Genomic DNA, 25,613 nt, shown 5'->3' with positions numbered 1-25,613 from the left:
CCCACTTCGTTTCCATAGACGGCCGTCGATCGGTTGCGCCCCGCCGTCGCTACTTGCCGCGCTTTTGCGTGACGGTGCGCAGCGCGATGCCGTGCTGCCAGGCCCGCACCCGCACGGCGGCTTCGCTCCGATTGAGCTCTGCGGCAATCTCGTCGGGACGGCGTCCGGCTTCGGCCAGCGCTTTCAGCCGCTCATGCTCTTCCGCCGTCCACCTCTTCAGCAAGGGATAGCGTGATTGCATGGTTGGAGCGGCTCACCCGTCGTTCAAAGCGCTGGCGACAATCGGCCGGAGCGGACCCAAAGTTCCTATCTCGCCTGCGCGTGGCGGACGGCATAGCACGGGCTGCGCGACGCGAAGTTAGCAAAAGTTAAGCCCGCGGCGGATCGCTCCGCGCGGGCTTGTTTCGAGCGTAGGCTCGACAAGAGCTTCGCTCAGTGCATCAGTTCGAGGTGCACACCTTGACGGACTTCATGCCGGCCTCGGCTTCAGACCGGGTCTTGTACACGGTGTCGCCGCTGACGACCGTCGTCTCCGTGGTCGTCGGCTTCGACTCGGTGATGGTGCACTTCTTGGTCTTGACGTCCTGCACCACGTAGAACGCTTGCGCAAAGGCGGGAGCCGCAAACGACGTCAGCGCGACGGCGGCAATGATCGTTTTGATCTTCATCGTGTGTCCTCCTCCAGCAGCCCGGTGATCCAGGCGTGTAGTCTACAAACGTCACCAATTGCCGCTTGTTCCCGGTTCTCAAGGCCGAACCAATTCCGCCCGATCGCGTTGGTGCGGAAACAGGAGGCTTCCATGCTCGACTTGCGGCTGGTGACGACTTCGCTGGCGATGCTGCTCGCCCTGGTCAGCGTGGCGCTGGCCGAGCCCCCCAAGGATAAGGCCGCACCCGTGGTTCAAACCGCAGCCGAAGCCCGCCCGATCCGCGTGATCCTCCCGGCGCCGTGGGAGCCCACCAAGGGCCAGGCCGAGTCCGTGCAATCTTCAAAGTAGCAAGGCACGGACAAGGCACGGACGAGCGACGGCCGCACCTGCTCGACATTGTCGCTGCCGGATTGTCCCGACCGAAGCGCCGCAGCAAACTTCTCCTTCAGAATAGCAACCAATCCGACTCTCACTTGTTGTCGCCGGCACAATCACTTGCAGGAGACAACAACATGAAACGTCTGACAGTCCTGGCCGCAACCTTGGTGCTGCTCGGTTCGGTGCCCGCAGGCGCCCAGTCGCAGCCGGCGCAAAGCGGGCCGGGCAACAACGCGGTCAACAGCTCCGACCAGAACAACTCCAACGCACCAGTCGCGGGCCGCAACAGCTTCACCGAAGGACAGGCGAAATCGCGGATCGAGGGCGCGGGCTATTCCAACGTCTCCGGCCTGCAGAAGGACGACAACGGCGTCTGGCGCGGCAAGGCCGACAAGGCCGGCACCAAGACCGACGTCAGCGTCGACTTCCAGGGCAACGTCAACCCCGCCAAGTAACTCGCGCAAGAAATTCGCGAAATCAGGAGATCCAGACATGACGACGACCATCTCTCGCCTGTACGACAATTACGCCGATGCCGAGCGCGCCGTGACCCGGCTCGAAAGCGCCGGCGTGCCGCATTCCGACATCAGCCTCGTCGCCAACAATTCGGACAATTGGTACGGCTCACGCTCCGGCAAGGTCGCCGGCAAGGTCGATCGTGACCGCGACGGCACCGATGATCGCGCCGAAGGCGCCGGCACGGGTGCCGGCATCGGCGCGGGGCTCGGCGGCGCCGCCGGCCTGCTCGCAGGTCTCGGCCTCCTCGCCATCCCCGGTCTCGGCCCGGTCGTCGCGGCCGGATGGCTCGCCTCGACCGCGGCGGGCGCAGCTGCCGGCGCGGCCACCGGCGGAATCATCGGCGCCCTGACCGAAGCCGGCGTCTCCAAGGAAGACGCATCGCGTTATGCCGAGGGCGTCCGCCGCGGCGGCACGCTGGTGTCCGCGAGGGTGCCGGACCAGGACCGTGCGCGCCTCGATGCGCTTCTGCACGAACGATCGGTCAACCTTCAGGAGCGCAGCGCCGCCTGGCAGAAGTCCGGCTGGAGCGACTTCGACGCCGCAAGCCCGCCATTGTCGCCGGAGGATATCGTCCGCGAGCGCGAGCTCTATGGAATGCGGCGATAGGCAACAGAGCCCCGACACGACAAAGGCCCCGCGATGCGGGGCCTTTTTGATGTCGACGACCAGCCATCACGCCGGCACGGTCGATGGTGCCATCTTGCCAGTGTTTTGCCCGACGGGTCAAACTTTATCTCAAATGCCGCAAAGCGGATTGGCCGAAGTGAAATCTCTTCGCCTCATGCTGGGACATGTCGAATGGACGGGGGCAAGCCGGAGAGACCTTCGATGTATTACGTCGCCGCTGCATTGCTGGTGCTGTCGGGACTGTTCTATTCCGCGAGCCGTCATGAGCTCGGCCAATTCGGCGCGGACGTGTGCAGCTACGGCGGCACGTTCTGCGACAACCCGGTGGTTCTCTTCACCGGCGCGGCGCTGGCCGCCGCCTGGGGCATGTTCGTCAGCATCAGGTAGGCCGATGATGGCAATATAGCCCTGTTTTGCCCGACGGAGCAAACTCGACTTAGCATTTTCGGAAATCAGCCGCCCGCTTCGGCAGCGGGAACTTATGGTATTCGATTCGCATTTGCTAAAGACGACGTCCGCACCCGTTCGAGCCCGTTCATGAGCGACAGCGCCCTCACCCCGACGAAATCCGCGCCGACGCTGTTGCAACGGCTGGGGCCCGGCCTCATCACCGGAGCTGCCGACGACGACCCGTCGGGTATCGCCACCTATTCGCAGGCCGGCGCGCAATTCGGCTTCGGTCTGTTGTGGACCGTGTTTCTGACCACGCCGTTCATGATCGCGATCCAGCTCGTCAGCGCGCAGATCGGCCGCGTCACCGGCAAGGGGCTCGCCGCCAACGTCATGCGCGTCGCGCCGCGCTGGGCGGTGCTGGCGCTGGTGTCAATGCTGGTCGCCGCGAACACGTTCAACATCGCCGCCGACATCGCCGCGATGGCCGAGGCGCTCTCGCTCGTCATCGGCGGCCTCAACCACGAGCACGCGCTGATCTTCGCGGCCGGCTCGACCCTGCTGCAGGTGTTCGTGCCCTATCGCCGCTATTCGCCGGTGCTGAAATTCCTCACGCTGGCGCTGTTCGCCTATGTCGCGACTGCCTTCACGGTGCAGATTCCCTGGAGCACGGCGCTGCTCGCCGCGGTCTGGCCGAAGCCGAATGTCAGCGCCGACTATCTCCTGATGGTCGTCGCCGTGCTCGGCACCACCATCAGCCCCTACCTGTTCTTCTGGCAGGCCTCGCAGGAGGTCGAGGAGATGAACCAGGGCGAGCGCGACAAGCCGCTTCGCCAGCTCAAGCGCGGCGGCGACCACGAGCTCGACCGCATCAAGACGGACACCATCTCCGGCATGCTGCTCTCGAACGGCATCGCCTTCTTCATCATCCTGACCACCGCATCGGTCCTGCACGCCAACGGCATCACGAATATCGGCTCGGCGACGGAAGCGGCCGAAGCGCTGCGGCCGCTGGCCGGCGATTTCACCTTCGCCCTGTTCGCGACCGGCATCATCGGCACGGGCCTGCTCGCCATTCCCGTGCTGGCGGGCTCGGCGGCCTATGGCGTTGCCGAGATCTTCGGCTGGCGCGCCACGCTGGAGGCCAAGCCGGACGAAGCGGCCGGCTTCTACACCATCATCGCCGCGGCAACCCTGATCGGCTTCGGCCTCGGCTTCACCGGCATCGACTCGATCAACATGCTGGTGTGGAGCGCGGTGCTCAACGGCATCGTCGCCGTCCCGATCATGGCGATGATGATGCTGATCGTCTCGAACCGGACCATCATGGGCCGCTTCAGGGCTCGCTCCTGGCTGATCGCGCTGGGCTGGCTCGGCACCGCAGTCATGGCGCTCGCCGTCCTCGCCCTGCTTGGCTCGTCCGTGATCGGCTGACGAGAAGCGCTGCTTCGGACGCGCTGCCGCGTTGCATCGCTGCGCCCTTCCCGCCGCCCCGCGCTTGGCTTAACAATGCGGTCCGGGCCCGGCTCAAGATCGGGCTATAAGAAAAGCCCGGCCGGGCGACAGGGAGCGACATGACCAAATCCTCAAAAGCAACAAGCCTCGAGATCCTCGCCTGCGACGCCGGCTGGAGAAACTATCATTTCGTCAAACTGACGACCGAGGACGGCATCGTCGGCTGGAGCGAATTCGACGAAGGCTTTGGCTCGCCCGGCGTCGGCGCCGCGATCCAGCGCCTCTCGGCGCGCGTCATCGGCCAGAACGTCTTCCAGCACGAGCGCATCTTTGCCGAATTGTTCGCAGCGACGCGTCCTGCGGCCGGCGGCGTGGTGGCGCAGGCGTTAGGGGCGATCGAGAATGCGCTGCTCGATGCCAAGGCGAAATCGCTCGGCGTCCCCTGCTATGAGCTGCTCGGCGGCAAGATCCGCGACCGCGTCAGGGTCTACTGGTCGCATTGCGCCACGTGGCGGATCAATCACCCGTCCTGGTACAAGCCGGCGATCGAAACTCTCGACGGCGTCAAGGCGATGGGGCGCGAGGTGCGCGAGAAGAACTTCACCGCGCTCAAGACCAACATCTTTTCCTATGACGAGGGCAAGCCGACCGGCTGGCGGCCCGGCTTCGGCTCGCCCTTCGCGCCCGAGATCAACGTCGACCGCAAGATCCTGCGCGACCTGCACATGCATCTGGAAGCGATCCGCGACGGCGCGGGCCCCGACGTCGACATCCTGCTCGACTGCAACTTCAACGCCAAGACCGAAGGCTACTTGAAGATCCTGCGCACCATTGCCGACCTCGACATGTTCTGGGTCGAGATCGACAGCTTCAATCCGGAAGCGCTCGGCTATATCCGTCGGCAAAGCCCGCACCCGATCTCGTCCTGCGAGACGCTGCTCTCCTTGCGTGAATTCCTGCCCTACTTCCACGCGCAGGCCATGGATGTCGCGATCATCGACACGCCCTGGAACGGGGTCTGGCAGTCGATGAAGATCGCAGCTGCCGCCGAAGCCTTCGAGGTCAACGTCGCCCCGCACAATTTCTACGGCCATCTCTGCTCGATGATGAACGCGCATTTCTGCGCCGCGGTGCCGAACCTGCGCATCATGGAGATCGACATCGATCGTCTGTCCTGGGATCGCGAGCTGTTCACGCACGAGCCGGAGATCGAGAACGGCCATCTCATCATCCCGAACCGGCCCGGCTGGGGCACCGAGCCGAACGAGGAAGCCTTGCGGGCTCATCCGCCGAAGACGAGTGGCGGGCTCCTCAACTACGGTCGCAAGGGTTGAGAGGAATGGTCTAGGTCGAATCGATTGCCACAGCTCGGTGTAACCTCTCCCGCTTGCGGGAGAGGTCGCGCCGGAGGCGCGGGTGAGGGCTTTCTCCTCTTGGGGATTGTCCCATTGCGGAAACAGCCCTCTCCCCAACCCTCTCCCGCAAGCGGGAGAGGGAGCGCACCTCCGTCTTTGCGCGATCAAACCTCATTCGTCGCGCTTTAGGGCGTCACGGGATTGACGGTTGGAGACGTCTTCGGCCGCTGCGGCTCGATCGGCGATTTCGGATCGGTCGGGAGCACCAGGGCGCCAGCGGCCCGTGCCGCTTCGCCTGTGGTCGCGTACATCGCGACGTGGGCCGGCTGTGTCTTGGCCCGACTCCACGGGCCGTGGTCGACGATCAGCATGGCCGCAATCGTTACGCCCGCCACGATCAACGCCATCACGCCGGGATGACGCAGGGCTCTGGACATGGAGTACGCGAAGCGACCGTTTGCCATCGAAGGGTCCGCAATTTTCCTATCGCAGGTTAATTCGGTCGAACCCCCTCCGGTTCCCCTCCTGTTGCGGCTCGGAGCCTTGGCCGATGCTGCGCCGGTCGTGGTCTCGCGCGAGGCGACGGGTTGCTGGGTGGAGTTCCCGGCTCGGGCACTCCGGGCGCAAGCTCTATCCCTCGCACACGACGCGCAAAACCGTCACGATGGTCGCCGAGATGAGACATGAGATCGCAAGCAGGGTCCAACTCGGCCTCGTGCTCGTGCGGGCCACGCGGACAACGAGCATCTTCATGCACGTCAACATTCATCCCTGGGAAGGCGGTGCAGGTAGGCTATCCCGAAAGAGGCGAGCTCTTCGGTATCGCTTGGGTGCTCTTCCCACCTCCTCTGTAGATGGCGTTCCAGCAGACAGCGCCTTGTGTCGTGGGCGGCGACCTCGGGGTGCCGCGCCCGGTACACCGTCCAGGCGGTGTCCGCGGCGTTCTTCAAGACCATGTCGTCGTCCATGCCTGCTCTCCGGAAATCCGAACCTCGTGGCGTCCCAACTTAGGGACACGCTCCAAAGTTTCCGATTTTTCCCGGTATTCGACCATTTAATGATTCAAGGCGATTTGATCGGATTCTTTCTCGGCGCGCCGCGCGCCGCTCGGGGCAGTCCCGAACCTCTTGGAGGCATTTGGCCGAACTGATGGGAGCGGCGGGCGTCGCCGTCCAGGCCCGAATTCTCGGTGACGCCGTCCCGACGCCGAGCACCCATTGGCTCTCGCCACCGGACAGCAGCAACCATTGCTTATTCTTCCCGTTATTCCCTAAGGCAATGTGATGTGAGAGGTATGTTGATGAAGAAGATTGCAATGTCAGCCCTGATGGCCGGCGCTCTAGGCCTGAGCTCGATCGCAGCAACGTCTTCCGCCGAAGCCCATTGGCGAGGTTGGGGACCTGGCATCGCCGGCGGCCTGGTCGCAGGCGCCGTCATCGGTGGCCTTGCCTCCTCCGCCTACGGCTGGGGACCCGGCTATGGCTACTATGGCGGACCCCGCTATTACAGTGCCGGTTACTACGGCGGCCCCTACGCCTACGACTACGGATACGACGAGCCCTATCGATGGGGCGGTGGCTACACCACCACCTACTACACGGCGCCCGTTTCCTACGGCTATCGCTATCGGCGCGTCGTGCGCCCCGCCTACGCCTATTACGGTGGGTCCTATCCGGTCGTTCGGCACCACTGGCATCGGCACCACCGCCATTGGTGAGAGCAGCCGATCAGGCGGCACGAGAGCCGTGCTCGACATGGGCGCGGCCTTTCGCTTGCAGGCCGGGCTAACGCATCTGAGAGTCTTCCCCGCGGCCATCCTTCGAGACGCCCGCTTTAAGCGGGCTCCTCAGGATGAGGACGGAGTGCGCGGCGGCAGTTTCAACGAGCGCTAATGCCAAATAGCCTCATCCTGAGGAGGCGCGTAAGCGCCGTCTCGAAGGACGAGGCGTGCGCACAGGCCGCCGTCTCAGACGCGCGCTTCACTCGCCTGGTGCGATGGCATTGCTCGGCGTCGGCCGGTCGGTGATCTGCTGACCGAACAGGCTGCCGATCAATTCGACCGCCGTGCGCGCGGTCCGACCGCGTTCGTCCAGGAACGGATTCAGCTCGACGATATCGACCGATCCGACGACGCCGGAATCGTGCAGCAGCTCCATGATCAGATGCGCCTCGCGATACGTGGCACCACCCGGCACGGTGGTGCCGACCCCCGGCGCCACGCAGGGATCGAGGAAATCGACATCGAAGCTGACATGCAGCACGCCATTGCTCGCCTTGACCCGTTCGATGACGCGGCGGATCAGGACGGCGACACCGAACTCGTCGATCTGGCGCATGTCGACGATCCTGATCCGGCGCGAGCGCATCAGCTCCTTTTCGAGCTTGTCGATCGAACGCGCGCCGAATAGATCGAGTTTGTCCGGGCTGATCGAGGCGCGTGGATCCTCGCCGAGCAGGCCGTCAAGACCGGGCTCGCCGCACAGGAATGCGGCCGACATGCCGTGCATGTTCGCGGTGATCGTCGTCTCCGGCGTGTTGTAGTCGGCATGGGCGTCAAGCCACAGCACGAACAGTTCGCGGCCGCGCGCCTGCCAATGCCGCGCCATTGCATTGACCGACCCCATCGACAACGTATGATCGCCGCCGAGAAAGATCGGCAGCGCACCTGATGTCGCGATCTCATAGCCTCTGCGGCTCAGGGCGCGCGTCCAGCGCTGGATTTCGCGGTAGTGATTGGCCTTTTCGGGGGGCCGGTCGGTGAGCTCCCGGACTTCGGCTACGGACAGATCGCCATAGTCGACGACCTCGAAATCGAGGCTTTCCAGCAATGTCGCAAGGCCGGCGGTGCGCAACGCCGCAGGCCCCATCAAGGTGCCGCGCTGCGAAGCGCCCATGTCGATGGGAGCACCGAGCAAGGCGATGCGCCGGGCGCGATCCGTCATGGTCCGGTCGGTCACGGCTGTCTCCTGACGTCAGCAAGGTTCACTTTAGCCTAACAGAGATTCGCACCCGTCGTTTCCCGGGGAGCCCGCAGGTGGCCGCATATCTTCCGGAACAATATCCCGCGCGCTGAATTGCTCATTCAAGGCCGGCACCCGCCGTCAATCACGGCACCTGTCGCGGATAGCCAAAGGTCACCAGACCCGCTGTTCAAAACGAGCGCTCGCGCGGATAGCCAAAGGTGCCGGCTTCGATCATCACGCCTGGAGGTCGCCCTTGAGCACGGAGATACCGCAGTCCACGTCCGAACCCGGCATGGCCGAGCGTGCCATCGATACGGCCGCGGACGTCTCGCGGACCATCGGTGAAGTCGCCGGAGGCCTGCACGCAACGGTCAACCGTCTGACCTCGGCAGTCGAGGAGTCGCGCAAGCCCGGCGGTGCACTCGCAACGGTCGCAGCGATCACGCGCGAAGCACCGCTTGCGAGCCTGTTCGTCGCCTTCCTTTTTGGCGTCGCGGTCGCGCGCCGAAGGTAGCTGTTCTGCGACCGCCCCTAGTGAGACCGTCCTCCGTTGACTCGCTCGGCGCTGCGGTTCGGTCCCGGAGCCGATCTGAAGGCACTCCCCCCCGCGGTGGCACTTGCCAATGGAAATCTTCACCTTAAGGGTCAAGCGCTGAGCCCGGTCGCGCACGGCGGGCTTGTACAAGCGGTCGTAGCGATGCCGGCCGTGCTGCTGTTGACGAACCTCAGCCCTCCCGCGTTGGTCATGACAGCGTCGGCGGCCGTGCTGTTGTTTCAAGACGGCCGCATTCATATCGAGAAGATCAGTGCAACGTTTCCTTACCAGCTTAAGGCCGGCGCCACAGAGTTTGGCGCTGGCATCGTCTATGCGGTCGAGAAGGGCTGGCTGATGCTTCACGAAAGCGGAACTTGCGTGAAGCTGCTCGCCCCCGGCGAAGATCTCCTCGCTTCACAATAGGAACATCTCCGTTCCGGATGCTTTCTGGAAATCGACGAGCCGGAGCTGGCGAAGCCGGAGGCGCGACCATGAAGCGCCACGCCATGAGCAAGTATTTCGGAAATGGGACTGGCCACGTACTGCGCCAACACAACAGTGCCGTGCTGCTGTTCAGGTGGCAGGGCAAGCCCGACGGATCGGCCCGCTATGCCGAGCACGTCAACCGCTACGTCCGCAATGGCGTGGAGTATCCCAGCCTTGCCGCCCTGCTCCGCGCCGTCGAGGCCGAACACGTTTCCAAGGAGACGTGATATGTAGCTGGCCCTCAGAACGTCCCTACGCTCTTCTCATTGGCTCAGATCAGACCCACGATGATCAAGACTCCGATCTCAATCATGAGGAGCGTAGCCGTTGCTGCGGAGATGAGAAAGCAATCACCTAGTGACAGGTGCATGATCTAGCTCACAATTTGCCCTAGAAGCGGCCCCTTACATCCTTGGAACAGGGCGGCAGGGCGGGATGATGGGACCGCTTCTAGGAGGTCCTTGACGCGTTCATCCGGCGCCAAGCGGTCCTCATTCTAATCCAACTTTAAATATCGTCCAGCATTTAATTCATTTAAAATGGCGAATTATATTAATATTTAATTGCGCCACGATTTGAACGATGCAGCCGCTGGGAAAAGGGTTGCTTTACGGTGAGCGATCTATCTGCCCGAGCATACGAGGGCCGCAAGCTGTGGCTGGCCAGCCGCAAGCAAGCCCCCCGAGGGCCTGACTGGATCCAAGACGATGGAATGCTGGCATGCATGACAACGAGCGCGTGCGGCTGCTCTCTCGCAATGGCACCGAGGGACCAGGCGGTACCCCTGGATCGATGAGGCGGCTCTGAAGCATCGCCAGACAAGGAACCCCAGCCCGGCGCCAGCGCAGTGCTCTGCGGGCTCAAGCAGCTTTAATCTGCCCTGCGCATGAGATTGGCTTTGGCCGAAAAGCGGTGGCGAGCGGGAACGTCGGGACGGAGCTGAGGTTGACCGAAAAAGAAGAGATTGGCGGCGCCAGCTGAGCACACTGATGGACAAGACCTTCGTCTATGATGCGTTGAGGCAGATCGAGCGCGATGTAGTTGAAGGAGAACGACGCCTTGCAGAGCAAGAGAGAGCGATCCTTCAGCTGAAGCGGGAAGGAAAGGATACCGCTACTGCTGAAGCAGAGCTGGACACATTGCGCAGAGCCCAGCGTGTTCTTGATCAGGACCGACAACGCCTCCTCTCGCTGTTACAGCTGAACGGGTGACGGCATTCGGCGCCGCTGTGCGTTAGAGCATCATCCGGAAAAGTGCGTAGCGGTTTTCCGAGAAGATCATGCTCAAACAATAGCGTGAAGCGCGATGACGATTCATCCTAATGGCATCGCGATTTGGTGCATCGTGAAAATCGCTCCAGAGCCAAAGCTGACGCGAACCAATGTCCCTCAACGCTGTTGTTTGCGGGAGACCATCGCCCGCCGTTCTGTTGCGGCGCCGATCGCGGATAGCCAAAGGTCAAATGCCCGCTTCTCCGAAGCGCTTGCGATAGCTAGCCAAAGCGGCGGTCTCGGCATCTGAAATGAAGTTCTAAGAGGAGGCCACCATGGACTGGAACCGCGTCGAAGGAAATTGGAAGCAGATCAAAGGCAAAGTGAAAGAGCAGTGGGGCAAACTCACGGATGACGACCTAGACACCATTGATGGCAAGCAAGACCAACTTGAGGGTAAGCTCCAGCAGCGTTACGGTTACCAAAAGGATCAAGCCAAAAAAGAGCTCAACGACTGGTTTGGTCGCCAGAAGTGGTAGTAGCCTAAAGCCCGCGGATACCAGCGGGCTTTCTTTTGTGTAGCGATTTGCGCTTCAAAGCTCCTGCGGCTTCATCAAGTCGCGGGCGGCACCCCGGTCTTCCGACGCGAGACGCGCTTCCTTCCGGTAAGCTGCGATACGCTGCGGGATGCTCCCATCATTGGCAACTTTTTCAGTCATGTCGCGCTCGTAAACTAAAGCCATTTACCGAAATCGGTGACGCTAGGCTTAGGTTGCAGGTCAATCCCTAGTCAATTGGCAACGGTGTTGGGTGGGTCGAACTTCATTTCGGCTTGAGTCACAAGCAGCGGGTCGAAGTGAGCACGGCCCCTCGTCCGCTCTGCCGCCGATAGCCGACATACAACGGTCTTGCCTTGTTCGGCTAAGGGCCAATAGGCGACTTTGAGTGTTATGATGGCTCCCTCCGTTCATGGGAGGGTTACATGAGGATTCTGACCAAAGCTCTATGCGTGGCGCTCGTTTCGATGGCAACGCCAACTCTCGCTAGCCCTGCAGAGGAGGCAAGCGCCGTGGTCGATCAGTGGTCGGCAACATACAGCGCCAATGATCGTAATGCACTGGTAAGACTCTATGCGCCGGATGCCCTTCTTCTCGGAACGACCGACCCGGTCGCGACCCGAGGCACGGAGGCGATTCGGGAGTATTTCGTTGCGCTTGATAAGGGTGGCCGCAGGAACACGATACAAGAGAAGAATGTAATCGTGCTCGGTGAAAACGCTGTCGTTGTCGCAGGATTTTATGACTTTGCCCGACAGGAACAACACTACGAACCCCGACCATCGCGTTTTACGTTTGTGGTTGTGAAGCGCGACGGAAAATGGGTGATCGCGCATCATCATTCGTCGCCACGCGCTGCTCAGCGGCAATGAGCAATACTGCCCTGAAGCTGTTGCGCCATTGAGTTGCGATCATAAAAACGAGTGGACCCGCGCCTAGAGTTCATCAGTTCGTCGATTTTCGGCATCGGTTAGCGTTGGCCCAGAGGTCTGCTCAGGGTCAAAGGCTGCCTTGACCGGTCATAACTTTGGCGGGTCAACGCCCGACAGCTGACCTCGCGGCGCTCCGAGCTGAGGTCTAACACGGGCCATAAAGCGTAGCTTACGAAACCGCGCGTAAAGCCACCGAACCTTCCCCACAAGCGACGAGATGAATTGCGAACTCGATAGCCTCGCGACTGCGCGCTGGTTCCGCAATCGCAAAATTCTCGGAATGCTCTTTTCGTCCCGTTAACCTACTTGCAGCCGGTTGAGGAACGGACCCACAAATCATCGCTTCCTCCTGGAAAAGAATCTTGTTGCAGGCGTCCCCTTGCGGGCGCCGGAATTCATGGAGGCGTGTATGCGAATGAAGCTTCTCTGTGCGGCCACGGTCTGCGTTGCATTGTCCGCAGCAGCACCACTCGCGCAAGCCCAGGTGGGCGCGGGTGTTGGCGCCGGTGTTGGAGGTGTTGGTGCAGGTGCTGGTGCGGGAGTGGGTAGCGGTGGCGTCGGCGCCGGTGTTGGTGCCGGGGTTGGCGGCGTTGGCGCGGGTGCTGGCGCCGGAGTAGGCGATGGTGGCGTGGGTGCCGGCGTTGGCGCCGGAGTTGGTGGTGTCGGCACGGGTGCTGGCGCCGGAGTGGGCAGTGCTGGCGTCGGTGCTGGAGTGGGCGCCGGAGTTGGCGGAACTGGCGCCACGGGGGGCGTGGGTGTCGGCGGAGGCGCGGCAGGAGCTGGCGCAGGTGCGAGTGTTGCAGGAGTTGGTGGGGCAGGCGCGGGAGTTGGTGTCGGTTCCGGCAGCGCAGGTACTGGGGGCCTCGGCACCGGCGGGCTTGGCACTGTCGGCATTGGCCCTGGTGCCGCGGGAGCCGCGGGCATTTCAAATAATGGCGTTGGCAATGCAAACAACAGCTCTGGATTGGCAGGCCTCAATCCTGCCAACGTCGGCACAGCCTTCGCGACATTGGAGGTCGCAGAGCAGCAGCGGGTGTTGCGGCGCTGTGCAGCTGTCCTGAAACAGCCGGGTCACTACGACCGAGAAACACGGGCCGTTTGCCGTGTGATAAGCCGCTAAATAAGTAAAGATCGTCTTTGTCTCTTTCGAGATCGGAATCGACGGATAGACAAATAGGAAGAAAGGCTCGGCAAGAGAACGCCGAGCCTTATCTTCAGGCCGAGCTATCGGTCTCACTGCAAGCTGACTTCGCTCCCAACTCCTTGGAGAACAAGACCCAGTCTCCGCGAGCACGCAAAAGCTTGGTGATAATATGTCATGCGTCCGCCGGCTCTCGCGCGTCCCCACGCGCGGGGATTTACCAGCGATCCGAAATCGCGTTCGACGGCGAGGATCATATGTCTTACCTCAATCGAGGGCTGCAGACGGCGGAAGACAGGATCCTGGCCGAGAGTTTCTTTCCGCTCAAGGCCCGGATAGAAGATTCCAGGCCGGGACCTGATGGACAGTAAGGACGACAAGTTGGGGGAATGCCACGCCATTGGCGACCGCTCGCTACCTTCCGCTTCGGGCCGAACCACGAAGAACTCAAATTCAGCAAATCTCGTCCGCTCTGCCGCAACGAGCGGACCTCCGTGGGCCGACGCGCATCTTCGCCGATGGGTCAACAGCGGAAGTCGCGCTCATTCATCAGCTCGTTGCGAGATAAGTCCTTGGCTCAGATTTCATTTCGCAGCCCGGGGCAATGTGCCAGCACGCCGGTTGATAGAAACGCGGTTCGGGGATGAGAAAAAAGGAGCTTCCGATTTCGGCGCAGCGGAGTTGATACCGCACGGGATCACCACAGTGGTGCCCTGACCTTCGGCCGCCACTGTGGGGCCAAGTCGCTCGGGCGGGGGTCGCATGGTGGTCGGCACGAGACGGAAAGTTCCACTCCGGCGGCCTGCCTGTGACTGCGTCCGTCTAGGCAAATCGCGGAGCGACGCTCCGACGTCGGCTTTCGGGGAGCACACGCATCATGGATGAAATCCTGCGTTGGGTGGCGACAGTCGGCACGATCGGCGCCGGGCTGATCCTAGCTGCCCGGGCGCGGCCACTCATTACCGGCTGGGCCTTCGTCGTACTGAGCGGTGCATCGGTGATCTGGATCGTCGTCGGCTATCTAACAGCGGAATATGCGCTGATGGTGCAAAACGTGGTGGTGACACTTATCAACGTGTTCGGCGTCTACCGATGGCTGATCTGGAAAGGAAATGTATGAAAGCGTTCTGGCGACCCCGTTGGGCCCCAGCTTCATCCCTATTTCCGATAAAGGACCATATTTCCGATAAAGGGGACCGCCGATTGCGGCGGGCTCAGTTCTTCGTCAACGGCTTCTTTGGGTCCGCCGCGGCAATCTCGATATCAACCGGGGGCAACTCGCCCGTGCGGTCCTTCAGGTCGGCCGCTCGCTGGATCAATCCCGACGCAACCTGTGGGTCCTTTGTTGTTTTTGCCATTCGCAGCAGCGTTGCTGCCGCCTCTCGGGCGAAGGAGATGTAACGCGGCACGTCTCTTTATCCCATGAAGGCCCCGTGGGATGAAGCCACAAACTCGTACTGCGTTCCGCCGCTTTGTACAAAAATGTACACAGGGGATAAAAAGGCCTCAGCTCCGGGGCTGGCCGAGCTGAGGCCTTGTGTCGGCATCACGTTGTGGAGGCGCGATCCGGCAGGATCAGCTTAGCTCCGGCCATTTGGTTCCCGGTGCTTAGTTCCGTGATTTCAGTTTGGCAAAATACTCATGATCTCGGCCTTCGTCGGCTGTGGGTCAAAAGCTGCCCTGCGCAACTTCAAGAGGTCTCTCCGCTCAGCTTTCGAAAGCAGACCATGCGAGGCCAATCCCCGTGGCGCATTTCCGCGCTCAGATCGCGATGCGAACTCGCGGGAAGCAGGAATGTAGGCCCCGTCACCGGATGCTGAATACCAGATGTTGACCCGCGCGATGGTGCTCGCCAAAACAACCAGCCTCCATTCGGAGTGCTAGTGTCACGCGCAGGCCAAAGCCTCCGCTCAGGCGGCGCTGACAGTCTGGAGTTCGGCCGCCAGGAACTGTCTCTCAAACGCCTCGGCGGGCATCGGACGGCCGAAGAAATATCCCTGCCCTTCCTCGCATCCCATGGTGACCAGGAAGTCGGCCGTTGCACGGTTCTCGATGCCTTCGGCGACGACGGTGAGACCGAGCTGCTTACTGAGGCCGATGGTCGACCCGACGATGGCAGCGTCGTCGGAGTTCGAGAGAAGACCGAAGACGAACGACCGGTCGATCTTGAGGCCGTCGAGCGGAAACTTCTTGAGATAGCTCAGGCTCGCATAACCGGTGCCGAAATCATCGAACAGGATCCGGACGCCGAGCTCCTGGATTCGCTTGAACATTTCAAGCACGCGGCGTTCGTCATGCAGCAGGATGTCTTCGGTGACTTCGATCTCGAGCAGCGACGGCGTCAGCCCCGTCGTCTCGAGCAGCGCTGCAACCGAATGCGCAAGGTCGCCGGACTGAAGCTGCGAGGGAGAGAGGTTGATCGCCACGCGCACATCGCTGCCGGACAATTCCCAGGCTCGCGCCTGGCGGCAGGCGGTCTCCATCACCCAGTTCGCGATCCGCTCCGACAGCGCCGAGGTGTTGACAACAGGCATGAATTCGGCCGGCGAGATGTAGCCGCGCACCGGATGCCGCCAGCGGATGAGCGCTTCGGCCCCGATCAGGCTGCCGTCGATCAGATGAACTTGCGGCTGGTAGAACAGCTCGAATTCGCTGCGGTCGGCGGCAAGCGCCAGCTCGCCCTCCAGCCTCAAGCGGTTCTCGAGCTCCTGCCGGATCGCGGCTTCGAATACGACGTGGCCGCCGCGCCTGGTCGCCTTGGCTTTCGTCAGCGCGAGATGGCCGTTGCTCAGGAGGTCATCGGCGTTGCTCCCGCCTTCAGGATAGACGGCGACGCCAACGCTGATCTTGACCCGGTGCTGGCGCGTGCCGGTTGCGAGAGGGGCCTCGAACGCGCGCGCGATTCGCTCGGTCACCGCCGCGACCGGCTCGGTGATCTCTGCGCAATCGATCGCGATGGCAAATTCGTCGCCGCTGAGCCGGGCGACGATCGCCTTGCCACCGACTTCGCTCCGCAGCCGCTCGGCGACCGCGCGCAGCACGAGATCGCCGGCGGAGTGGCCTAGCATGTTGTTGATCTCTTGGAAGCCGTCGAGCCCGAGCACGAGCAACGCGACGCTCGAAGACCGTCGCTCCGCCGCGGCGATCAGATCGGTCAGGCCCACATGCAGCATGTTCCGGTTGGCCAGCCCCGTCAGCGCGTCATGTTCGGCGAGATATTGAATGCGTTCGGCTTCGCGTTTGCGCACCGAAATATCGCGCAGGATGGCACCATATTGAAAGCCGTCGGTTCCCTGCCAGCCCGAGAAGCTCGCCTCGACCGGGAAGGTTTCGCCGTTCTTGCGCCGGCCTTCGAACTCGACGACGACGGCGCCGCCCGGAACCAGGAGCGCCTGGCGCGCGGCGTCGTGCATGGACGGTCTTGCACCGGCGTGTGCCGGCAAAGCGCACAGCGTTTCGAACGGGCGGCCGATGATCTCGGCCGGCATGTAGCCGAAAATCGCGCTCGCGCCGGGATTCCAGACCGTGATGCGGTGATCCTCGTCGGTGCAGACCAGCCCGTCGCCGAGCGACATCGCGATGCGATGAAAGCGGCTCTCGGCGATGCGTCCGAGCAGGCTGCGGAAGTCGATTTCGTCGAGCGCAATCGCGGTCAGGTAAGCGACGATGGCGATGTGGAACAGCGACGTATCGATGACCAGGGGCCATCTTGCCTGCACAAGGATTGCGGCCAGCTCGACCACCGCCCCGGCTGCGATCAGGATTGCGACGCGAAGTCCTGGCGCGATACGGCGCCACGAATACAGCATCAGCAGGCAGATTGCGCCCAGTCCGACCACCATGCCGACATCGGAGGTCCAGCGCAGGGTCCGGTTCTGAAGGATCGATTCACCGGCGAGCGCCTGGAGGACTGGCCCCGAGATGATACTGCCGTTGGGAACGCTGAAACGGTCGCCGAGCTCGAGCGCCGTGGCGCCAATGATGACCTTCTTGCCTTTCAGCTTGTCGAGCGTGGCGCTATCGCCGCGCAGCACGTCGACATAGGAGACGGCGGGAATGGAGGGTGCGCGAATGCTGAAATCGATCAGGAAGGGCGGTCGCCGATTGGCGTCCTGTCCCGCCAGCACGACGGCCATCGAAGGCATGAAAGCATCGCCGAGCTTCTCGCCGAACGGATAGCGGCGAACCAGCCCGTCGGATTCGATTGCGACATTGACGAGAGCCGGCCACGACTGGTTGCTGAACGACTTCAGCGGCCGGTTGACATGAGCCGGGCCGCCCCTCGGTGTCGGCTGCTTGAAGGATGGCAGGATCGTCGAACCGCCGGCGTCTCGCAATGCCTTGGCGAAGGCCGCGTCGGAGGCGGGATCCGACGGCGTGCTGAAATCGACATCGAAGGCAACGTCCTGCGCGCCTGCCGCTTCCAGCCTTTGCAGCATTTCGGCATGGAGACGCCGCGGCCACGGCCACACCCCGATCTGGTCGATCGACGGCGCATCGATACCGACCACGACGATGTCGCCGGTGGCCGCACGCGTTTGCCACTTGAATCGAAGATCGGTGAGCGCATTGCGAAGCGCAGCGTGCCAGCCCGTGGACAACACCACCGCGAGCGCGATCACGACAAGAATATGCGGCCGATAGCGTTTCACCCGAGCCCCCCACACCCGCCCCGACGGAAGCGTCCACCTAGAGTTCAGCGTCTGCCGTGCCCATTGCTGCCATTTCCGTGGCCGTGGCCGTTGTTGCCTCTGCCATTGCCGGTGGCGCCGTTGTCGGCATGGCTGCTGTTACCGTGACCGTTGTTGCCGCCGTTACCGCTATTGTTTTGATTGCCGCCGTTGCCGCTGTTGCCGTTGTTGTTACCCGAGTTACCGTTGCCACCGGGATTTCCGTTGTTTGCTCGCGGGGCATCGCTGGATGCGCCGGCTGTCGTTGCGGCGATCGTGGCGTTCGCGCTGGCAGCACCGCTGCTTGCCGCGCCGTTGGATGCAGCCGGGCTCGTCTTGCCATCGTTCCAGACCGTCTGACTGTCGCCCCTGGCATTCGCGTTACGTGCCTGCCCTGGCGGAACGCCGCCGTGCGCAAGGCCGCGCGTCGCCTTGTGGACGTTCAGCTTGACCTCCCCCAGCGCGGCCGAAATGCGCACGACTCCCGCCTTGGGGGCATGCCCGCCGGCCGCCTGCCCCGAGGCCTTGGGTGCGCCGCCCGCCTTGGTGCCTTTGTCGATCGGGCCGAGCGCATGGATGGCATGGCCGTTGGCCGCATGGCGCGGCGCCGACAGGCCCGACTTCGGCACTGGGACACGCTCGATCGTGGGTGCGCGAGGCTTGCCCTGCTCGATCGGATTGAGCGTCCCCGCACCGCTGAGGCTGAGACCGGGCTTGCCATGTTCGAAGACGGTGGCCGCTTGTCCGGGCATCACTTGCGCAATCTGTCCCGTCTTGAAATCGGAGACTTCGACCTGGCCGCGGAGCACGCCGACCTTGGTGCTACCGGCACCGACCGTGACGCTGAACTGCGTTCCCTTGACCACGGCGGCGAGATAGGGCGTCTCGACCTCGAAATGCTTGACGTTGCGCTTCTCGACCTCGAGCAGGATCGAACCCGCCTGCTGGATGATGGTGGTCGACAGGCCGTCCTTCTTCTCGGCCGGCAGGCCCACCACCGAATTGGGAGAGATCAGGATCGTTTCCTCGCCGCGGACGAGGAGTACGCGCCCGTTGCGACCGGTGCGAATGGTATCGCCAGGTTTCAGCGTTCCTTCTGACGTCAACGACACCTGCTGGGCGCCGCTCGTGGCAAGCCAGACCTCGCCCGAGGATTTGCTGACCGACCACACACCGTCGTCCGCCGCGAATGCGCTGGAGGCCGTTCCCAGGATCAGCGCCGCCGCCAGGGCGCGCCGCATTCCAACTCTGCCGAACATGATGATCCTCAGCCCGCGTTTACAGCCAAGCCTGAGGGGTATCCGAAATCACTCAAGATAGGATTATCGGAAAGCGGCCAGCGGAGCGGCCGGATTAACCAATCGTTGACCATAAAAACCTATGAAAAATCATGCGGCTAACGAACCCTTACCGTCCCGTGGCAGATCCTCCGTCGAACTACGGAGACAGCGTCGCTGCGCGCGGTGAGAAGCGGCATCTCCTTACCGCATTGGTATCGGCAGCGGTATTTTTCGCGGCAACTCCAGCGGCATTTGCTCAACAGGCGAACCAGCCGGGCTTCGACCCGCGCCAGCCCGAGAAATATTTTGATAACCAGACCGAGCAGGAATCGCTTGGCCGGCCGCCGGTCCGATTGCCGAGCGTCGGACAGCCCACGACGGGCGGCGATACCAAGCCGCAATTCGTGCTGCGCGGCGTCAGCGTCAGCGGCGCCCACGCGGTTTCCCCTGATCGCATCGCCGCTGTCTACCAGCCTTATCTCGGCCGGAAGGTCTCGCAGGCGGATCTGGCCGCGATCGCAGGCGCCATCAGCGACCTCTACCGCGAAGCCGGCTTTCATCTGAGCCGCGCCATCGTGCCACCACAAGACATCGCCGACGGCCGTGTCCGGATTCAGGTCCTGGAAGGTGCGATCGTGCAGGCCGAGCTGAAGGGCGACGGTGCCGAACAGTTCGGCATAAGGCCGATGCTGGCGCCGGTTCTGACCGAACAGCCTTCGCGACTGGCAACGCTCGAACGCCAGCTCTTCCTGATCAATGGCAGGCCGGGCGTCCGGATCACCGACACTGCGCTGGAGGAGATCGGCGGTACGACGGGCCGCTTCCGCCTGACCATCTACTTGAAGACCTGGCACGTCTTCTCCTCGTTCGGCCTCGACAATCTCGGATCCTCGTCGGTCGGTCCCTGGCAGACCTACGCCACCGGCGCGTTCAACTCCTACCTCACGCCTGGCGATACATTGGCGGTCAACCTGTCGACCATCGCCAACGACCCCCGTCAGCTCGGCTTCGCACGTCTGTCGTACGATGCGCCCGTCGGCGTCGACGGTGTCCGCCTGGGTGCTTCCGTGCTGTACAGCGCGGTAAGACCGGGCGATATGCGCCGGCTCGACAGCGACATCACCACGACCGAGGCGTTCGAGCTGCGTGCCGGCGTCGTCCCGTTGCAGTCGCAATCCTCCACGCTCACGCTGACCGCGGCGACGACCTTCAGCAATGTGTCCGAGCATGACCTTTACGGGCCCTGGTACAACGACCACATCAGGACGGCGAGCCTAACCGCCGACTACCGGCTGTTGGATCCTTTTGGCGGTACCAATTTTGCGACTTTGACCTACCGTCAGGGCCTGGACATTTTTGGCGCCTCGCATTTCCAGGACGATCTGTTGTCACGCGACGGCGCCTCCTCGAACTTCTCGGTCCTGAACCTCTGGTTCACGCGCTACCAGACACTCAACGATGTCTGGTCGCTCAAGCTCGGTGCGGCGAGCCAGACGGCATCGCGCCCGCTGTTCACCTCGCAGCAATTCTATCTTGGCGGCGCGGCCTTTGGCCGTGGCTATGGCGCAGCCGAGATCAGCGGCGACAACGGCCTTGCCGGCTCGCTCGAGCTGCGCTTCGACCAGAAGCTCAATTTCCGCTACTGGACCGGCTACCAACTCTATGCCTTTGGCGACGCTGGCGCCGTCTGGAACCACGGTTATCGCCTGAGCGACGGGCTGTCGCTGACATCGGCGGGGGCCGGTGTGCGCTTCTTCCTGCCGGACGACCTCCAGGCCGATTTCGGCGTCGCCGTCCCCTTAAGCTACCGGGCGCCTGACAACGAGCGTCGCAGCCCACGCTTTCTTTTCACGCTGTCGAGCGCGTTCCGGCTCTGCCCCGAACGCGGCAAGGCCGCCTGTCTCTAGCCGCCCCTTGCGCTTGCAGAGCCCAATGATCATGAACCCGGACGACTATTGGCCGGGACGCTTTGCGGCAGATCAAGGTGGCTCCGACACGGCACGGTAAGAAACCACGTGCCGTCGGAGAGACAGGTGTCGCACTATACCGGAAGTCTTGGTAGGAAAAGCCTTGTTCCGAAGGGCCTGCTCGCGGCGAGAGTGCCTGCATCCATGCGGCATCTCTATCGTTCGACCCGCAGGCTGCTGCGCTCGATCGTCGCTCGCATCGATCTCTCGCAGTTTCCAGGATCCTGCTGCGGATGAGCACAGCAGCCGCAAGCGAATGCAGAAAGATTGCCCTATGCTCCGGCATGTGAGACGGATTTTCCTGCTGCTTGGACTCGTCTCTGGCGTCGGCTCGTCGTCCGCTCTCGGCGCCGATGCCGGTCACGGCGCCGACCTCGCCAGGCGCTGGTGCGCGAGCTGCCATGTCGTGGCGAACGGACAGGCTCAGGCGAGCGCCGACGTCCCTTCCTTTGCGTCCGTCGCGCGCAGGAAGGATTTCAGTGCGGAAAGGCTCGCATTCTTCCTGCTCGATCCGCACCCGAAGATGCCGAATTTTCCCCTGAGCCGAACCGAAGCCGGCGATATCGCGGCCTACATCGCATCGCTGCGTTAGATGCCTGATCGGCCGCCGAAGGCCGCGCTCGAGCAAACCGTTCAGCGCTTTTCCGAAGTCATGCTTCAGCGATAGTCTGAGCTTCATCCCGGATGGTCACGCCGGGCTGCACGAAGGCTGCAAATGCAAATCCCTGCCGGTGGACCGGCAGGGATCAGCAGAAAGGATGACAGACGGCGAATGAGATCATTCGGTGGCCCATCATGGACCTGCACCGGTATCGAAGCGCGGATCTTCACGTTATACAAGATCAATTTGTGGGCACGCTGTACACAGACCGAAAATCAGGGCTTGCCCTTGCCGGGTTGCATGAGACTGCCGGTCATCTGACGCATGTGATCTCCGGCGCTGGTGAACTGACTACGGAGGAAATCGGATTGGATTCGCATTGCCTCCTGGAGGTCGGTGGCATGCACCAGCTTGCGCGCATGCTCGAAGGCCGACTTCATGTTCTGCTCCGTGAAAGCCAACGCCTGCTTCGACACCTCTGTCCCCGCCCCCGGAACGGACGACATCGATTTGGTCGCCGCTTCAAAGAACATGCCGAAGGCCTTTTCGGCCTGGTCGATGGTCTTCTCGGCCAAGTCACGCAGTTCGGCCGGAACTTCGATTTTCGGTTCGATCATGGTCTCGCTCCTCCCTTTTTCCGTCTGAATACCACATTTGCCTGACCGCCATCCAGCCGCCAGCGCTCCGGCGAACGATGCCGGGGAGCCTGCTCTGGCAGGAAAATGGGCAGGATGGGCGCGCGGCCGGGCTCTAGGATAAGGGGTGCTCGGGAAGAGCTTCGTCGGTGGCGAGATCTTCGACCAGCTTGATCACCTCGAAGCGCTGTCGCGGCGCGAGCTTCAGGAAGGCCCGCAGCAGGCGCAGACTTTCCACGGTGCTGCCTGCAGGCACACCGAGCTTGAGATGCAGCTCAGCCGCGAAATTGAGGTTTTTCATCTCGCACCTATGACAAGCATCGGTCGTGATCCGCTCGAGAACCGAACGCCGCAACAGAACTATGGCGACGAACGTTAGGCCGAAGGGACCCGCCGGGTTGCAGGCTGAACCGCGTCCAAACGACGGCCTCCATCTGGTTGCAACTATGCCAAGCAACAACCCATCCGGCAAGCCCAACCGTGGGTATAGCGATGCTTGGTCTGCATCGCGCCACGGCGTTTCCGGATAACAGGAATATCGATCGCCGTCACCCACCTGCGTCAAGAAGCGTCATCAATCACGCGCACAGCCCTCTTGCTGTCAATCGACACGGGGTTTCGTCGTGCTTCCGACGTGAAATCCACGTTAGCGCGCACGAATTGGCGATTCTTCAGCAAGATGCACGCATTTGTTGAATCGGTCCCGGCGGTTGCGTTAGGCGCGTGAAAGTCGATCTCGCGGCCGGTCCCCGTGAACCGCCGTCCACGCGCGAGCGACCAAGCCGTTGCGGCACGGCCACGCAGACACGGGCGCCATGGCTGAAAACTCTTCGATTGGGCGCACCTCAGCACCAAAAAGGACGACGGCATGCTTTCTCGCTGCGATCTCATCAAGGGCGCCGCAATCGCGCTTCTCACCCTTTCGACACAAGGCGCATGGGCGCAGGAGACCAAGATGAACCTGTTCAAGATCGTCACCGTCAAGGACGAAATCGTCGTCGGACTGTCGGCGGCAGAGCTTCAGGCGCTCGGCGGCAATGATGCGAGCGCCGTTGCACACGCGCTGGCACAGAAGGGCGATCTCACCGTCTGGCAATACAACGTGCATCGTGGCCCCAACGGCGAATTACAGCAGGCACCGACAGCCAAGATCGGGCTGCTGGCCCATGCCTCGCTGCGCGTCGAGCCCTACACCACGCCCTACCAGATCGTCCCTCACCCGTAAGCAATGGGCGGGACGCCGGCGGCCGAGACCGCCGGCGCTCCGCAATCATCCACGTCGGCCCCCGCGCGCCGTTCCCGTGTCCGTCGCGAAGCCGTAGATCAGCGCCAGCCGGTCCAGGCATTCGCGAAAACGCCGCGCGAAGTAATCGTTCCAGCGTTGCGTGCGGACGGCACGACGCTGCCCAACCTGATCCATGGTCAGACCCAGCACCAGCACGTCGTGCACCAGCGCGGCGCCGTCGGTGCCGAGCTCTCGTTCGATCCGGTTGAGCCGCAGCACCGCCTGGCGCTGGCTTTCGGTGACGGGCTCACGCGTGCCCGTCCCATCGACATATTCGCGCGTCGTATCCACCGCCTGCGGGCCGCGTTCCGCCCGCTCCCAATCGTTCTGGAAGGCGCGCCCGCCGCGGTATTGCGCCTCGTCGATCTGATGGTGCGCGTGCAGCCGGCCAAGCGGATCGCCGCGGACCGACCGGATCGCCAGGATCTTCTCGTCGGAATCGAGCGCGTGCGGATTGTCGACCTCCACCTCCGCGATCTCGGCGTTGAACGGCACCTCCCGCGACCGCCGGTCGTAGATCTGCGCCAATTTGTAGGACTTGTTGCGTCGGGCACGAGCCACTCGGATCTCCTTGCAAGACTGAGAGTTGAACGGAGGGCGGCACCGTCAGAGCGCCGAGACCAGCTTCAGCACGACCGGGCCCGCGGCACGGGCCGCCGACGCAGCCTCGGAACGGCGCGTCAGACGGCCATGCGGCGCGCAATAGCTCGAGCCCGGCTGGCGCGGGTGGCCGCAGAAGGTGATCTCCTCACCGTCCTTGTCGCCGCCATAGGGATAGCGGCAGTCGGCCGGCTCGAGCTCGACCAATTGGATCAGGCGCGGCTGGATGCCGACACAGCGCAACTTCACCCGCGCCGCAGGCTTCATGGCGGACTTCGGCGGCAGATTGAGGCTCGGCCACGCCACCCGGCGCGGCGAAAGCAGGGTGGGTTCACCCGGCAAGGGCGGCGCGAGCGCCGGGCTCGTCATCCATTGCGGCACGATGAGCCCGAGCCGCTTGGCGCGGCCGACCACCGCGCTGCGCGTATAAGCCGTTCCAAACCTTGCGTTTATCTGTCTTCCGATCTCCGCATAAGACATGCCTTTGTGAAAATAGTCGCGAAGCGCGTCGGAGTGCTCCGACGGCCAATGGCCCGGTTCCATGCTGCTGTCCTGTGATGCGCCTCCACCCGGGAGGCGAGACGCACATTCCGTTATTCCGAATACAGAGTCAAGCCGTATTTCTGATATTCATAATTGCATCAATTCCGAATTTCGGATTACAAGAGGCGAGACGGTGCGCAATCGAGGGAATCACCATGCTGGACGTAGCAATGATTGAGCGGGGCCTGGAGAAGACGGGCAAGAGCAAGGGCGGCCTGGCTGCGGCCATGGGCGTGCGGCCCGGCGCGGTCTCGGAGATTCTCGGCGGCGAGCGCCTGGTGAAGGCCTCGGAGATAATTCCGATCATGGAATATCTCGAGCTCAATCTCGCGCCGATCATGGGCCGCGTCGGAGCCGGCGCGGTGATCGAGCCGGACTACGAACAGGTTCCGCCGGAAGGTCTCGGCGACGTCGCGTTGCCCTTCCCGATCATGGAAGAGACGATCGCATTCGAGATCGTGGGCGATTCGATGCTGCCCAAATACGAAAGCGGCGACGTGATCGTCGTCTACAAGGACCAGCGCCACCCGCTGTCGAGCTTCTACGGCGAAGAGGCCGTGGTCCGCCTCAAGACGGGCGAGCGCTATCTGAAGACCATCGAGCGGGGCAAATCTCCCTCAGTGGTCAACCTCACGAGCTTCAATGCCAAGCCGATCGTCGGCGTCAAGCTTGACTGGGTCGGGGAGATCTGCCTGTCCATGCCCAAGGGACAGCTTGAGCGGCTGCGCGCGAAGTCGGCGCGGCCGCGCAAGAAGGGCAAATGAGGGCTGCCGCTTCTGATTAATAGAAATCACAACTTGACATAATTCCGATTTTCGGAAATAATCTGCCGC

The 25,613-nt window shown here is 62.7% G+C and carries 32 protein-coding genes; 19 read left to right on the top strand and 13 right to left on the bottom strand.

The genetic code is table 11. The features are described from left to right. Positions 1-49 precede the first annotated feature (49 nt). Both ACM43_RS27220 and ACM43_RS27215 read right to left on the bottom strand, forming a co-directional pair. Positions 50-241, bottom strand: coding sequence for a Myb-like DNA-binding domain-containing protein (locus ACM43_RS27220; protein WP_271544265.1), 192 nt, complete (start codon positions 239-241; stop codon positions 50-52). A 199-nt stretch (positions 242-440) separates the two neighbouring features. Then, positions 441-668, bottom strand: coding sequence for a hypothetical protein (locus ACM43_RS27215; RefSeq protein WP_271544263.1), 228 nt, complete (start codon positions 666-668; stop codon positions 441-443). A gap of 132 nt (positions 669-800) precedes the next feature. Here ACM43_RS27215 and ACM43_RS27210 point away from each other — a divergent pair, with 132 nt between their 5' ends. The 6 genes from ACM43_RS27210 (at position 801) to ACM43_RS27185 (ending at position 5,353) form a co-directional block, all read left to right on the top strand. Next, entirely contained in the window at positions 801-998 is a 198-nt protein-coding gene (locus tag ACM43_RS27210) for a hypothetical protein (RefSeq protein WP_271544261.1), read from the top strand. 164 nt (positions 999-1,162) lie between these two features. Beyond that, positions 1,163-1,483, top strand: a complete 321-nt coding sequence (locus ACM43_RS27205; RefSeq protein WP_225175191.1) for a hypothetical protein — start codon at positions 1,163-1,165, stop codon at positions 1,481-1,483. A gap of 37 nt (positions 1,484-1,520) precedes the next feature. Next, a complete protein-coding gene (locus ACM43_RS27200) occupies positions 1,521-2,153 on the top strand; it encodes a hypothetical protein (protein WP_271544258.1) in 633 nt (210 codons plus the stop codon). Between the two features lie 222 nt (positions 2,154-2,375). Then, positions 2,376-2,561, top strand: a complete 186-nt coding sequence (locus tag ACM43_RS27195; RefSeq protein ID WP_057028642.1) for a hypothetical protein — start codon at positions 2,376-2,378, stop codon at positions 2,559-2,561. A 150-nt stretch (positions 2,562-2,711) separates the two neighbouring features. Continuing rightward, positions 2,712-3,998 carry an NRAMP family divalent metal transporter gene (locus ACM43_RS27190; RefSeq protein ID WP_036007761.1) on the top strand — a complete coding sequence of 429 codons (1,287 nt, stop codon included), beginning with the start codon at positions 2,712-2,714 and terminating at the stop codon, positions 3,996-3,998. 140 nt (positions 3,999-4,138) lie between these two features. Further along, complete coding sequence (locus ACM43_RS27185; protein ID WP_271544256.1) at positions 4,139-5,353, top strand: mandelate racemase/muconate lactonizing enzyme family protein; 1,215 nt, start codon at positions 4,139-4,141, stop codon at positions 5,351-5,353. Positions 5,354-5,559: 206 nt separating this feature from the next. Here ACM43_RS27185 and ACM43_RS27180 read toward each other — a convergent pair whose 3' ends face one another. After that, positions 5,560-5,838, bottom strand: a complete 279-nt coding sequence (locus ACM43_RS27180; protein ID WP_036007648.1) for a hypothetical protein — start codon at positions 5,836-5,838, stop codon at positions 5,560-5,562. Between the two features lie 294 nt (positions 5,839-6,132). Beyond that, positions 6,133-6,342, bottom strand: a complete 210-nt coding sequence (locus ACM43_RS27175; protein WP_036007651.1) for a hypothetical protein — start codon at positions 6,340-6,342, stop codon at positions 6,133-6,135. A gap of 332 nt (positions 6,343-6,674) precedes the next feature. On the opposite strand from ACM43_RS27175, the gene ACM43_RS27170 reads away from it, so the two are divergent. Then, positions 6,675-7,091, top strand: coding sequence for a hypothetical protein (locus tag ACM43_RS27170; protein WP_271544253.1), 417 nt, complete (start codon positions 6,675-6,677; stop codon positions 7,089-7,091). 262 nt (positions 7,092-7,353) lie between these two features. On the opposite strand, the gene rocF is transcribed toward ACM43_RS27170, so the two are convergent. Continuing rightward, positions 7,354-8,331, bottom strand: a complete 978-nt coding sequence (rocF, locus tag ACM43_RS27165) for an arginase (RefSeq protein ID WP_271544251.1) — start codon at positions 8,329-8,331, stop codon at positions 7,354-7,356. Positions 8,332-8,590: 259 nt separating this feature from the next. On the opposite strand from rocF, the gene ACM43_RS27160 reads away from it, so the two are divergent. The 6 genes from ACM43_RS27160 (at position 8,591) to ACM43_RS27135 (ending at position 11,108) form a co-directional block, all read left to right on the top strand. Then, entirely contained in the window at positions 8,591-8,851 is a 261-nt protein-coding gene (locus ACM43_RS27160) for a hypothetical protein (RefSeq protein WP_271544249.1), read from the top strand. Positions 8,852-9,034: 183 nt separating this feature from the next. Then, a complete protein-coding gene (locus tag ACM43_RS27155; RefSeq protein ID WP_271544247.1) occupies positions 9,035-9,295 on the top strand; it encodes a hypothetical protein in 261 nt (86 codons plus the stop codon). A gap of 68 nt (positions 9,296-9,363) precedes the next feature. Then, positions 9,364-9,585 (top strand): hypothetical protein, encoded by a 222-nt coding sequence (locus tag ACM43_RS27150; RefSeq protein WP_271544246.1) that lies wholly within the window; start codon positions 9,364-9,366, stop codon positions 9,583-9,585. Between the two features lie 762 nt (positions 9,586-10,347). Then, the gene (locus ACM43_RS27145) at positions 10,348-10,569 is read left to right on the top strand and encodes a hypothetical protein (RefSeq protein ID WP_271544244.1); all 222 of its coding nucleotides are present in this window, start codon (positions 10,348-10,350) and stop codon (positions 10,567-10,569) included. Between the two features lie 94 nt (positions 10,570-10,663). Further along, positions 10,664-10,879 (top strand): hypothetical protein, encoded by a 216-nt coding sequence (locus ACM43_RS27140; protein WP_271544242.1) that lies wholly within the window; start codon positions 10,664-10,666, stop codon positions 10,877-10,879. 25 nt (positions 10,880-10,904) lie between these two features. After that, positions 10,905-11,108: a CsbD family protein gene (locus ACM43_RS27135; protein ID WP_271544240.1), complete on the top strand. Its 204-nt coding sequence runs from the start codon at positions 10,905-10,907 to the stop codon at positions 11,106-11,108. Between the two features lie 54 nt (positions 11,109-11,162). Here the strand turns inward: ACM43_RS27135 and ACM43_RS27130 are convergent, their stop codons facing one another. Next, positions 11,163-11,312 (bottom strand): hypothetical protein, encoded by a 150-nt coding sequence (locus ACM43_RS27130; RefSeq protein WP_271544238.1) that lies wholly within the window; start codon positions 11,310-11,312, stop codon positions 11,163-11,165. Positions 11,313-11,551: 239 nt separating this feature from the next. Here ACM43_RS27130 and ACM43_RS27125 point away from each other — a divergent pair, with 239 nt between their 5' ends. Continuing rightward, positions 11,552-11,998, top strand: a complete 447-nt coding sequence (locus ACM43_RS27125; RefSeq protein ID WP_271544236.1) for an SgcJ/EcaC family oxidoreductase — start codon at positions 11,552-11,554, stop codon at positions 11,996-11,998. Positions 11,999-14,076: 2,078 nt separating this feature from the next. Then, a complete protein-coding gene (locus tag ACM43_RS27120) occupies positions 14,077-14,319 on the top strand; it encodes a hypothetical protein (RefSeq protein WP_051056887.1) in 243 nt (80 codons plus the stop codon). A gap of 94 nt (positions 14,320-14,413) precedes the next feature. Here the strand turns inward: ACM43_RS27120 and ACM43_RS27115 are convergent, their stop codons facing one another. The 3 genes from ACM43_RS27115 to ACM43_RS27105 form a co-directional block, all read right to left on the bottom strand. Continuing rightward, positions 14,414-14,608 carry a hypothetical protein gene (locus ACM43_RS27115; protein ID WP_271544233.1) on the bottom strand — a complete coding sequence of 65 codons (195 nt, stop codon included), beginning with the start codon at positions 14,606-14,608 and terminating at the stop codon, positions 14,414-14,416. A gap of 501 nt (positions 14,609-15,109) precedes the next feature. Then, positions 15,110-17,851, bottom strand: coding sequence for an EAL domain-containing protein (locus tag ACM43_RS27110; RefSeq protein ID WP_271544231.1), 2,742 nt, complete (start codon positions 17,849-17,851; stop codon positions 15,110-15,112). Between the two features lie 44 nt (positions 17,852-17,895). After that, complete coding sequence (locus tag ACM43_RS27105; RefSeq protein ID WP_271544229.1) at positions 17,896-19,128, bottom strand: FecR family protein; 1,233 nt, start codon at positions 19,126-19,128, stop codon at positions 17,896-17,898. A 131-nt stretch (positions 19,129-19,259) separates the two neighbouring features. Here ACM43_RS27105 and ACM43_RS27100 point away from each other — a divergent pair, with 131 nt between their 5' ends. After that, positions 19,260-21,056, top strand: a complete 1,797-nt coding sequence (locus ACM43_RS27100; RefSeq protein WP_271544227.1) for a ShlB/FhaC/HecB family hemolysin secretion/activation protein — start codon at positions 19,260-19,262, stop codon at positions 21,054-21,056. Positions 21,057-21,390: 334 nt separating this feature from the next. Next, positions 21,391-21,708: a c-type cytochrome gene (locus tag ACM43_RS27095; protein ID WP_271544225.1), complete on the top strand. Its 318-nt coding sequence runs from the start codon at positions 21,391-21,393 to the stop codon at positions 21,706-21,708. Between the two features lie 284 nt (positions 21,709-21,992). Here ACM43_RS27095 and ACM43_RS27090 read toward each other — a convergent pair whose 3' ends face one another. Together ACM43_RS27090 and ACM43_RS27085 are read right to left on the bottom strand one after the other, a co-directional pair. Continuing rightward, a complete protein-coding gene (locus ACM43_RS27090; protein WP_157283861.1) occupies positions 21,993-22,334 on the bottom strand; it encodes a phasin in 342 nt (113 codons plus the stop codon). A gap of 133 nt (positions 22,335-22,467) precedes the next feature. Then, positions 22,468-22,653, bottom strand: coding sequence for a hypothetical protein (locus ACM43_RS27085; RefSeq protein WP_036007684.1), 186 nt, complete (start codon positions 22,651-22,653; stop codon positions 22,468-22,470). A 567-nt stretch (positions 22,654-23,220) separates the two neighbouring features. Between ACM43_RS27085 and ACM43_RS27080 the strand changes: the two genes are divergently transcribed. After that, positions 23,221-23,577, top strand: a complete 357-nt coding sequence (locus tag ACM43_RS27080; protein ID WP_157284176.1) for a hypothetical protein — start codon at positions 23,221-23,223, stop codon at positions 23,575-23,577. Between the two features lie 45 nt (positions 23,578-23,622). Here the strand turns inward: ACM43_RS27080 and ACM43_RS27075 are convergent, their stop codons facing one another. Both ACM43_RS27075 and ACM43_RS27070 read right to left on the bottom strand, forming a co-directional pair. Next, the gene (locus tag ACM43_RS27075; protein WP_271544220.1) at positions 23,623-24,198 is read right to left on the bottom strand and encodes a hypothetical protein; all 576 of its coding nucleotides are present in this window, start codon (positions 24,196-24,198) and stop codon (positions 23,623-23,625) included. Positions 24,199-24,243: 45 nt separating this feature from the next. Beyond that, entirely contained in the window at positions 24,244-24,780 is a 537-nt protein-coding gene (locus tag ACM43_RS27070; RefSeq protein WP_271544218.1) for a GcrA family cell cycle regulator, read from the bottom strand. 155 nt (positions 24,781-24,935) lie between these two features. Between ACM43_RS27070 and ACM43_RS27065 the strand changes: the two genes are divergently transcribed. Continuing rightward, positions 24,936-25,544 carry a S24 family peptidase gene (locus ACM43_RS27065; RefSeq protein ID WP_036045323.1) on the top strand — a complete coding sequence of 203 codons (609 nt, stop codon included), beginning with the start codon at positions 24,936-24,938 and terminating at the stop codon, positions 25,542-25,544. Positions 25,545-25,613 lie beyond the last annotated feature (69 nt).

It is taken from the genome of Bradyrhizobium sp. CCBAU 45321, from assembly GCF_028128975.1.
In the GTDB taxonomy this organism is placed as follows: Bacteria; Pseudomonadota; Alphaproteobacteria; order Rhizobiales; family Xanthobacteraceae; genus Bradyrhizobium; species Bradyrhizobium yuanmingense.
Note: the sequence above shows the minus strand (reverse complement) of the source record. Positions and strands in the feature narration are given on the sequence as shown.

What these genes read in the sequence shown, in the direction of transcription:
- ACM43_RS27220 (WP_271544265.1), bottom strand. Translation starts at nt 241, where the DNA reads ATGCAATCACGCTATCCCTTGCTGAAGAGGTGGACGGCGGAAGAGCAT.
- ACM43_RS27215 (WP_271544263.1), bottom strand. Translation starts at nt 668, where the DNA reads ATGAAGATCAAAACGATCATTGCCGCCGTCGCGCTGACGTCGTTTGCG.
- ACM43_RS27210 (WP_271544261.1), top strand. Translation starts at nt 801, where the DNA reads ATGCTCGACTTGCGGCTGGTGACGACTTCGCTGGCGATGCTGCTCGCC.
- ACM43_RS27205 (WP_225175191.1), top strand. Translation starts at nt 1,163, where the DNA reads ATGAAACGTCTGACAGTCCTGGCCGCAACCTTGGTGCTGCTCGGTTCG.
- ACM43_RS27200 (WP_271544258.1), top strand. Translation starts at nt 1,521, where the DNA reads ATGACGACGACCATCTCTCGCCTGTACGACAATTACGCCGATGCCGAG.
- ACM43_RS27195 (WP_057028642.1), top strand. Translation starts at nt 2,376, where the DNA reads ATGTATTACGTCGCCGCTGCATTGCTGGTGCTGTCGGGACTGTTCTAT.
- ACM43_RS27190 (WP_036007761.1), top strand. Translation starts at nt 2,712, where the DNA reads ATGAGCGACAGCGCCCTCACCCCGACGAAATCCGCGCCGACGCTGTTG.
- ACM43_RS27185 (WP_271544256.1), top strand. Translation starts at nt 4,139, where the DNA reads ATGACCAAATCCTCAAAAGCAACAAGCCTCGAGATCCTCGCCTGCGAC.
- ACM43_RS27180 (WP_036007648.1), bottom strand. Translation starts at nt 5,838, where the DNA reads ATGGCAAACGGTCGCTTCGCGTACTCCATGTCCAGAGCCCTGCGTCAT.
- ACM43_RS27175 (WP_036007651.1), bottom strand. Translation starts at nt 6,342, where the DNA reads ATGGACGACGACATGGTCTTGAAGAACGCCGCGGACACCGCCTGGACG.
- ACM43_RS27170 (WP_271544253.1), top strand. Translation starts at nt 6,675, where the DNA reads ATGAAGAAGATTGCAATGTCAGCCCTGATGGCCGGCGCTCTAGGCCTG.
- ACM43_RS27155 (WP_271544247.1), top strand. Translation starts at nt 9,035, where the DNA reads ATGCCGGCCGTGCTGCTGTTGACGAACCTCAGCCCTCCCGCGTTGGTC.
- ACM43_RS27150 (WP_271544246.1), top strand. Translation starts at nt 9,364, where the DNA reads ATGAAGCGCCACGCCATGAGCAAGTATTTCGGAAATGGGACTGGCCAC.
- ACM43_RS27145 (WP_271544244.1), top strand. Translation starts at nt 10,348, where the DNA reads ATGGACAAGACCTTCGTCTATGATGCGTTGAGGCAGATCGAGCGCGAT.
- ACM43_RS27140 (WP_271544242.1), top strand. Translation starts at nt 10,664, where the DNA reads ATGACGATTCATCCTAATGGCATCGCGATTTGGTGCATCGTGAAAATC.
- ACM43_RS27135 (WP_271544240.1), top strand. Translation starts at nt 10,905, where the DNA reads ATGGACTGGAACCGCGTCGAAGGAAATTGGAAGCAGATCAAAGGCAAA.
- ACM43_RS27130 (WP_271544238.1), bottom strand. Translation starts at nt 11,312, where the DNA reads ATGGCTTTAGTTTACGAGCGCGACATGACTGAAAAAGTTGCCAATGAT.
- ACM43_RS27125 (WP_271544236.1), top strand. Translation starts at nt 11,552, where the DNA reads ATGAGGATTCTGACCAAAGCTCTATGCGTGGCGCTCGTTTCGATGGCA.
- ACM43_RS27120 (WP_051056887.1), top strand. Translation starts at nt 14,077, where the DNA reads ATGGATGAAATCCTGCGTTGGGTGGCGACAGTCGGCACGATCGGCGCC.
- ACM43_RS27105 (WP_271544229.1), bottom strand. Translation starts at nt 19,128, where the DNA reads ATGTTCGGCAGAGTTGGAATGCGGCGCGCCCTGGCGGCGGCGCTGATC.
- ACM43_RS27100 (WP_271544227.1), top strand. Translation starts at nt 19,260, where the DNA reads ATGCGGCTAACGAACCCTTACCGTCCCGTGGCAGATCCTCCGTCGAAC.
- ACM43_RS27095 (WP_271544225.1), top strand. Translation starts at nt 21,391, where the DNA reads ATGCTCCGGCATGTGAGACGGATTTTCCTGCTGCTTGGACTCGTCTCT.
- ACM43_RS27090 (WP_157283861.1), bottom strand. Translation starts at nt 22,334, where the DNA reads ATGATCGAACCGAAAATCGAAGTTCCGGCCGAACTGCGTGACTTGGCC.
- ACM43_RS27085 (WP_036007684.1), bottom strand. Translation starts at nt 22,653, where the DNA reads ATGAAAAACCTCAATTTCGCGGCTGAGCTGCATCTCAAGCTCGGTGTG.
- ACM43_RS27080 (WP_157284176.1), top strand. Translation starts at nt 23,221, where the DNA reads ATGCTTTCTCGCTGCGATCTCATCAAGGGCGCCGCAATCGCGCTTCTC.
- ACM43_RS27070 (WP_271544218.1), bottom strand. Translation starts at nt 24,780, where the DNA reads ATGGAACCGGGCCATTGGCCGTCGGAGCACTCCGACGCGCTTCGCGAC.
- ACM43_RS27065 (WP_036045323.1), top strand. Translation starts at nt 24,936, where the DNA reads ATGCTGGACGTAGCAATGATTGAGCGGGGCCTGGAGAAGACGGGCAAG.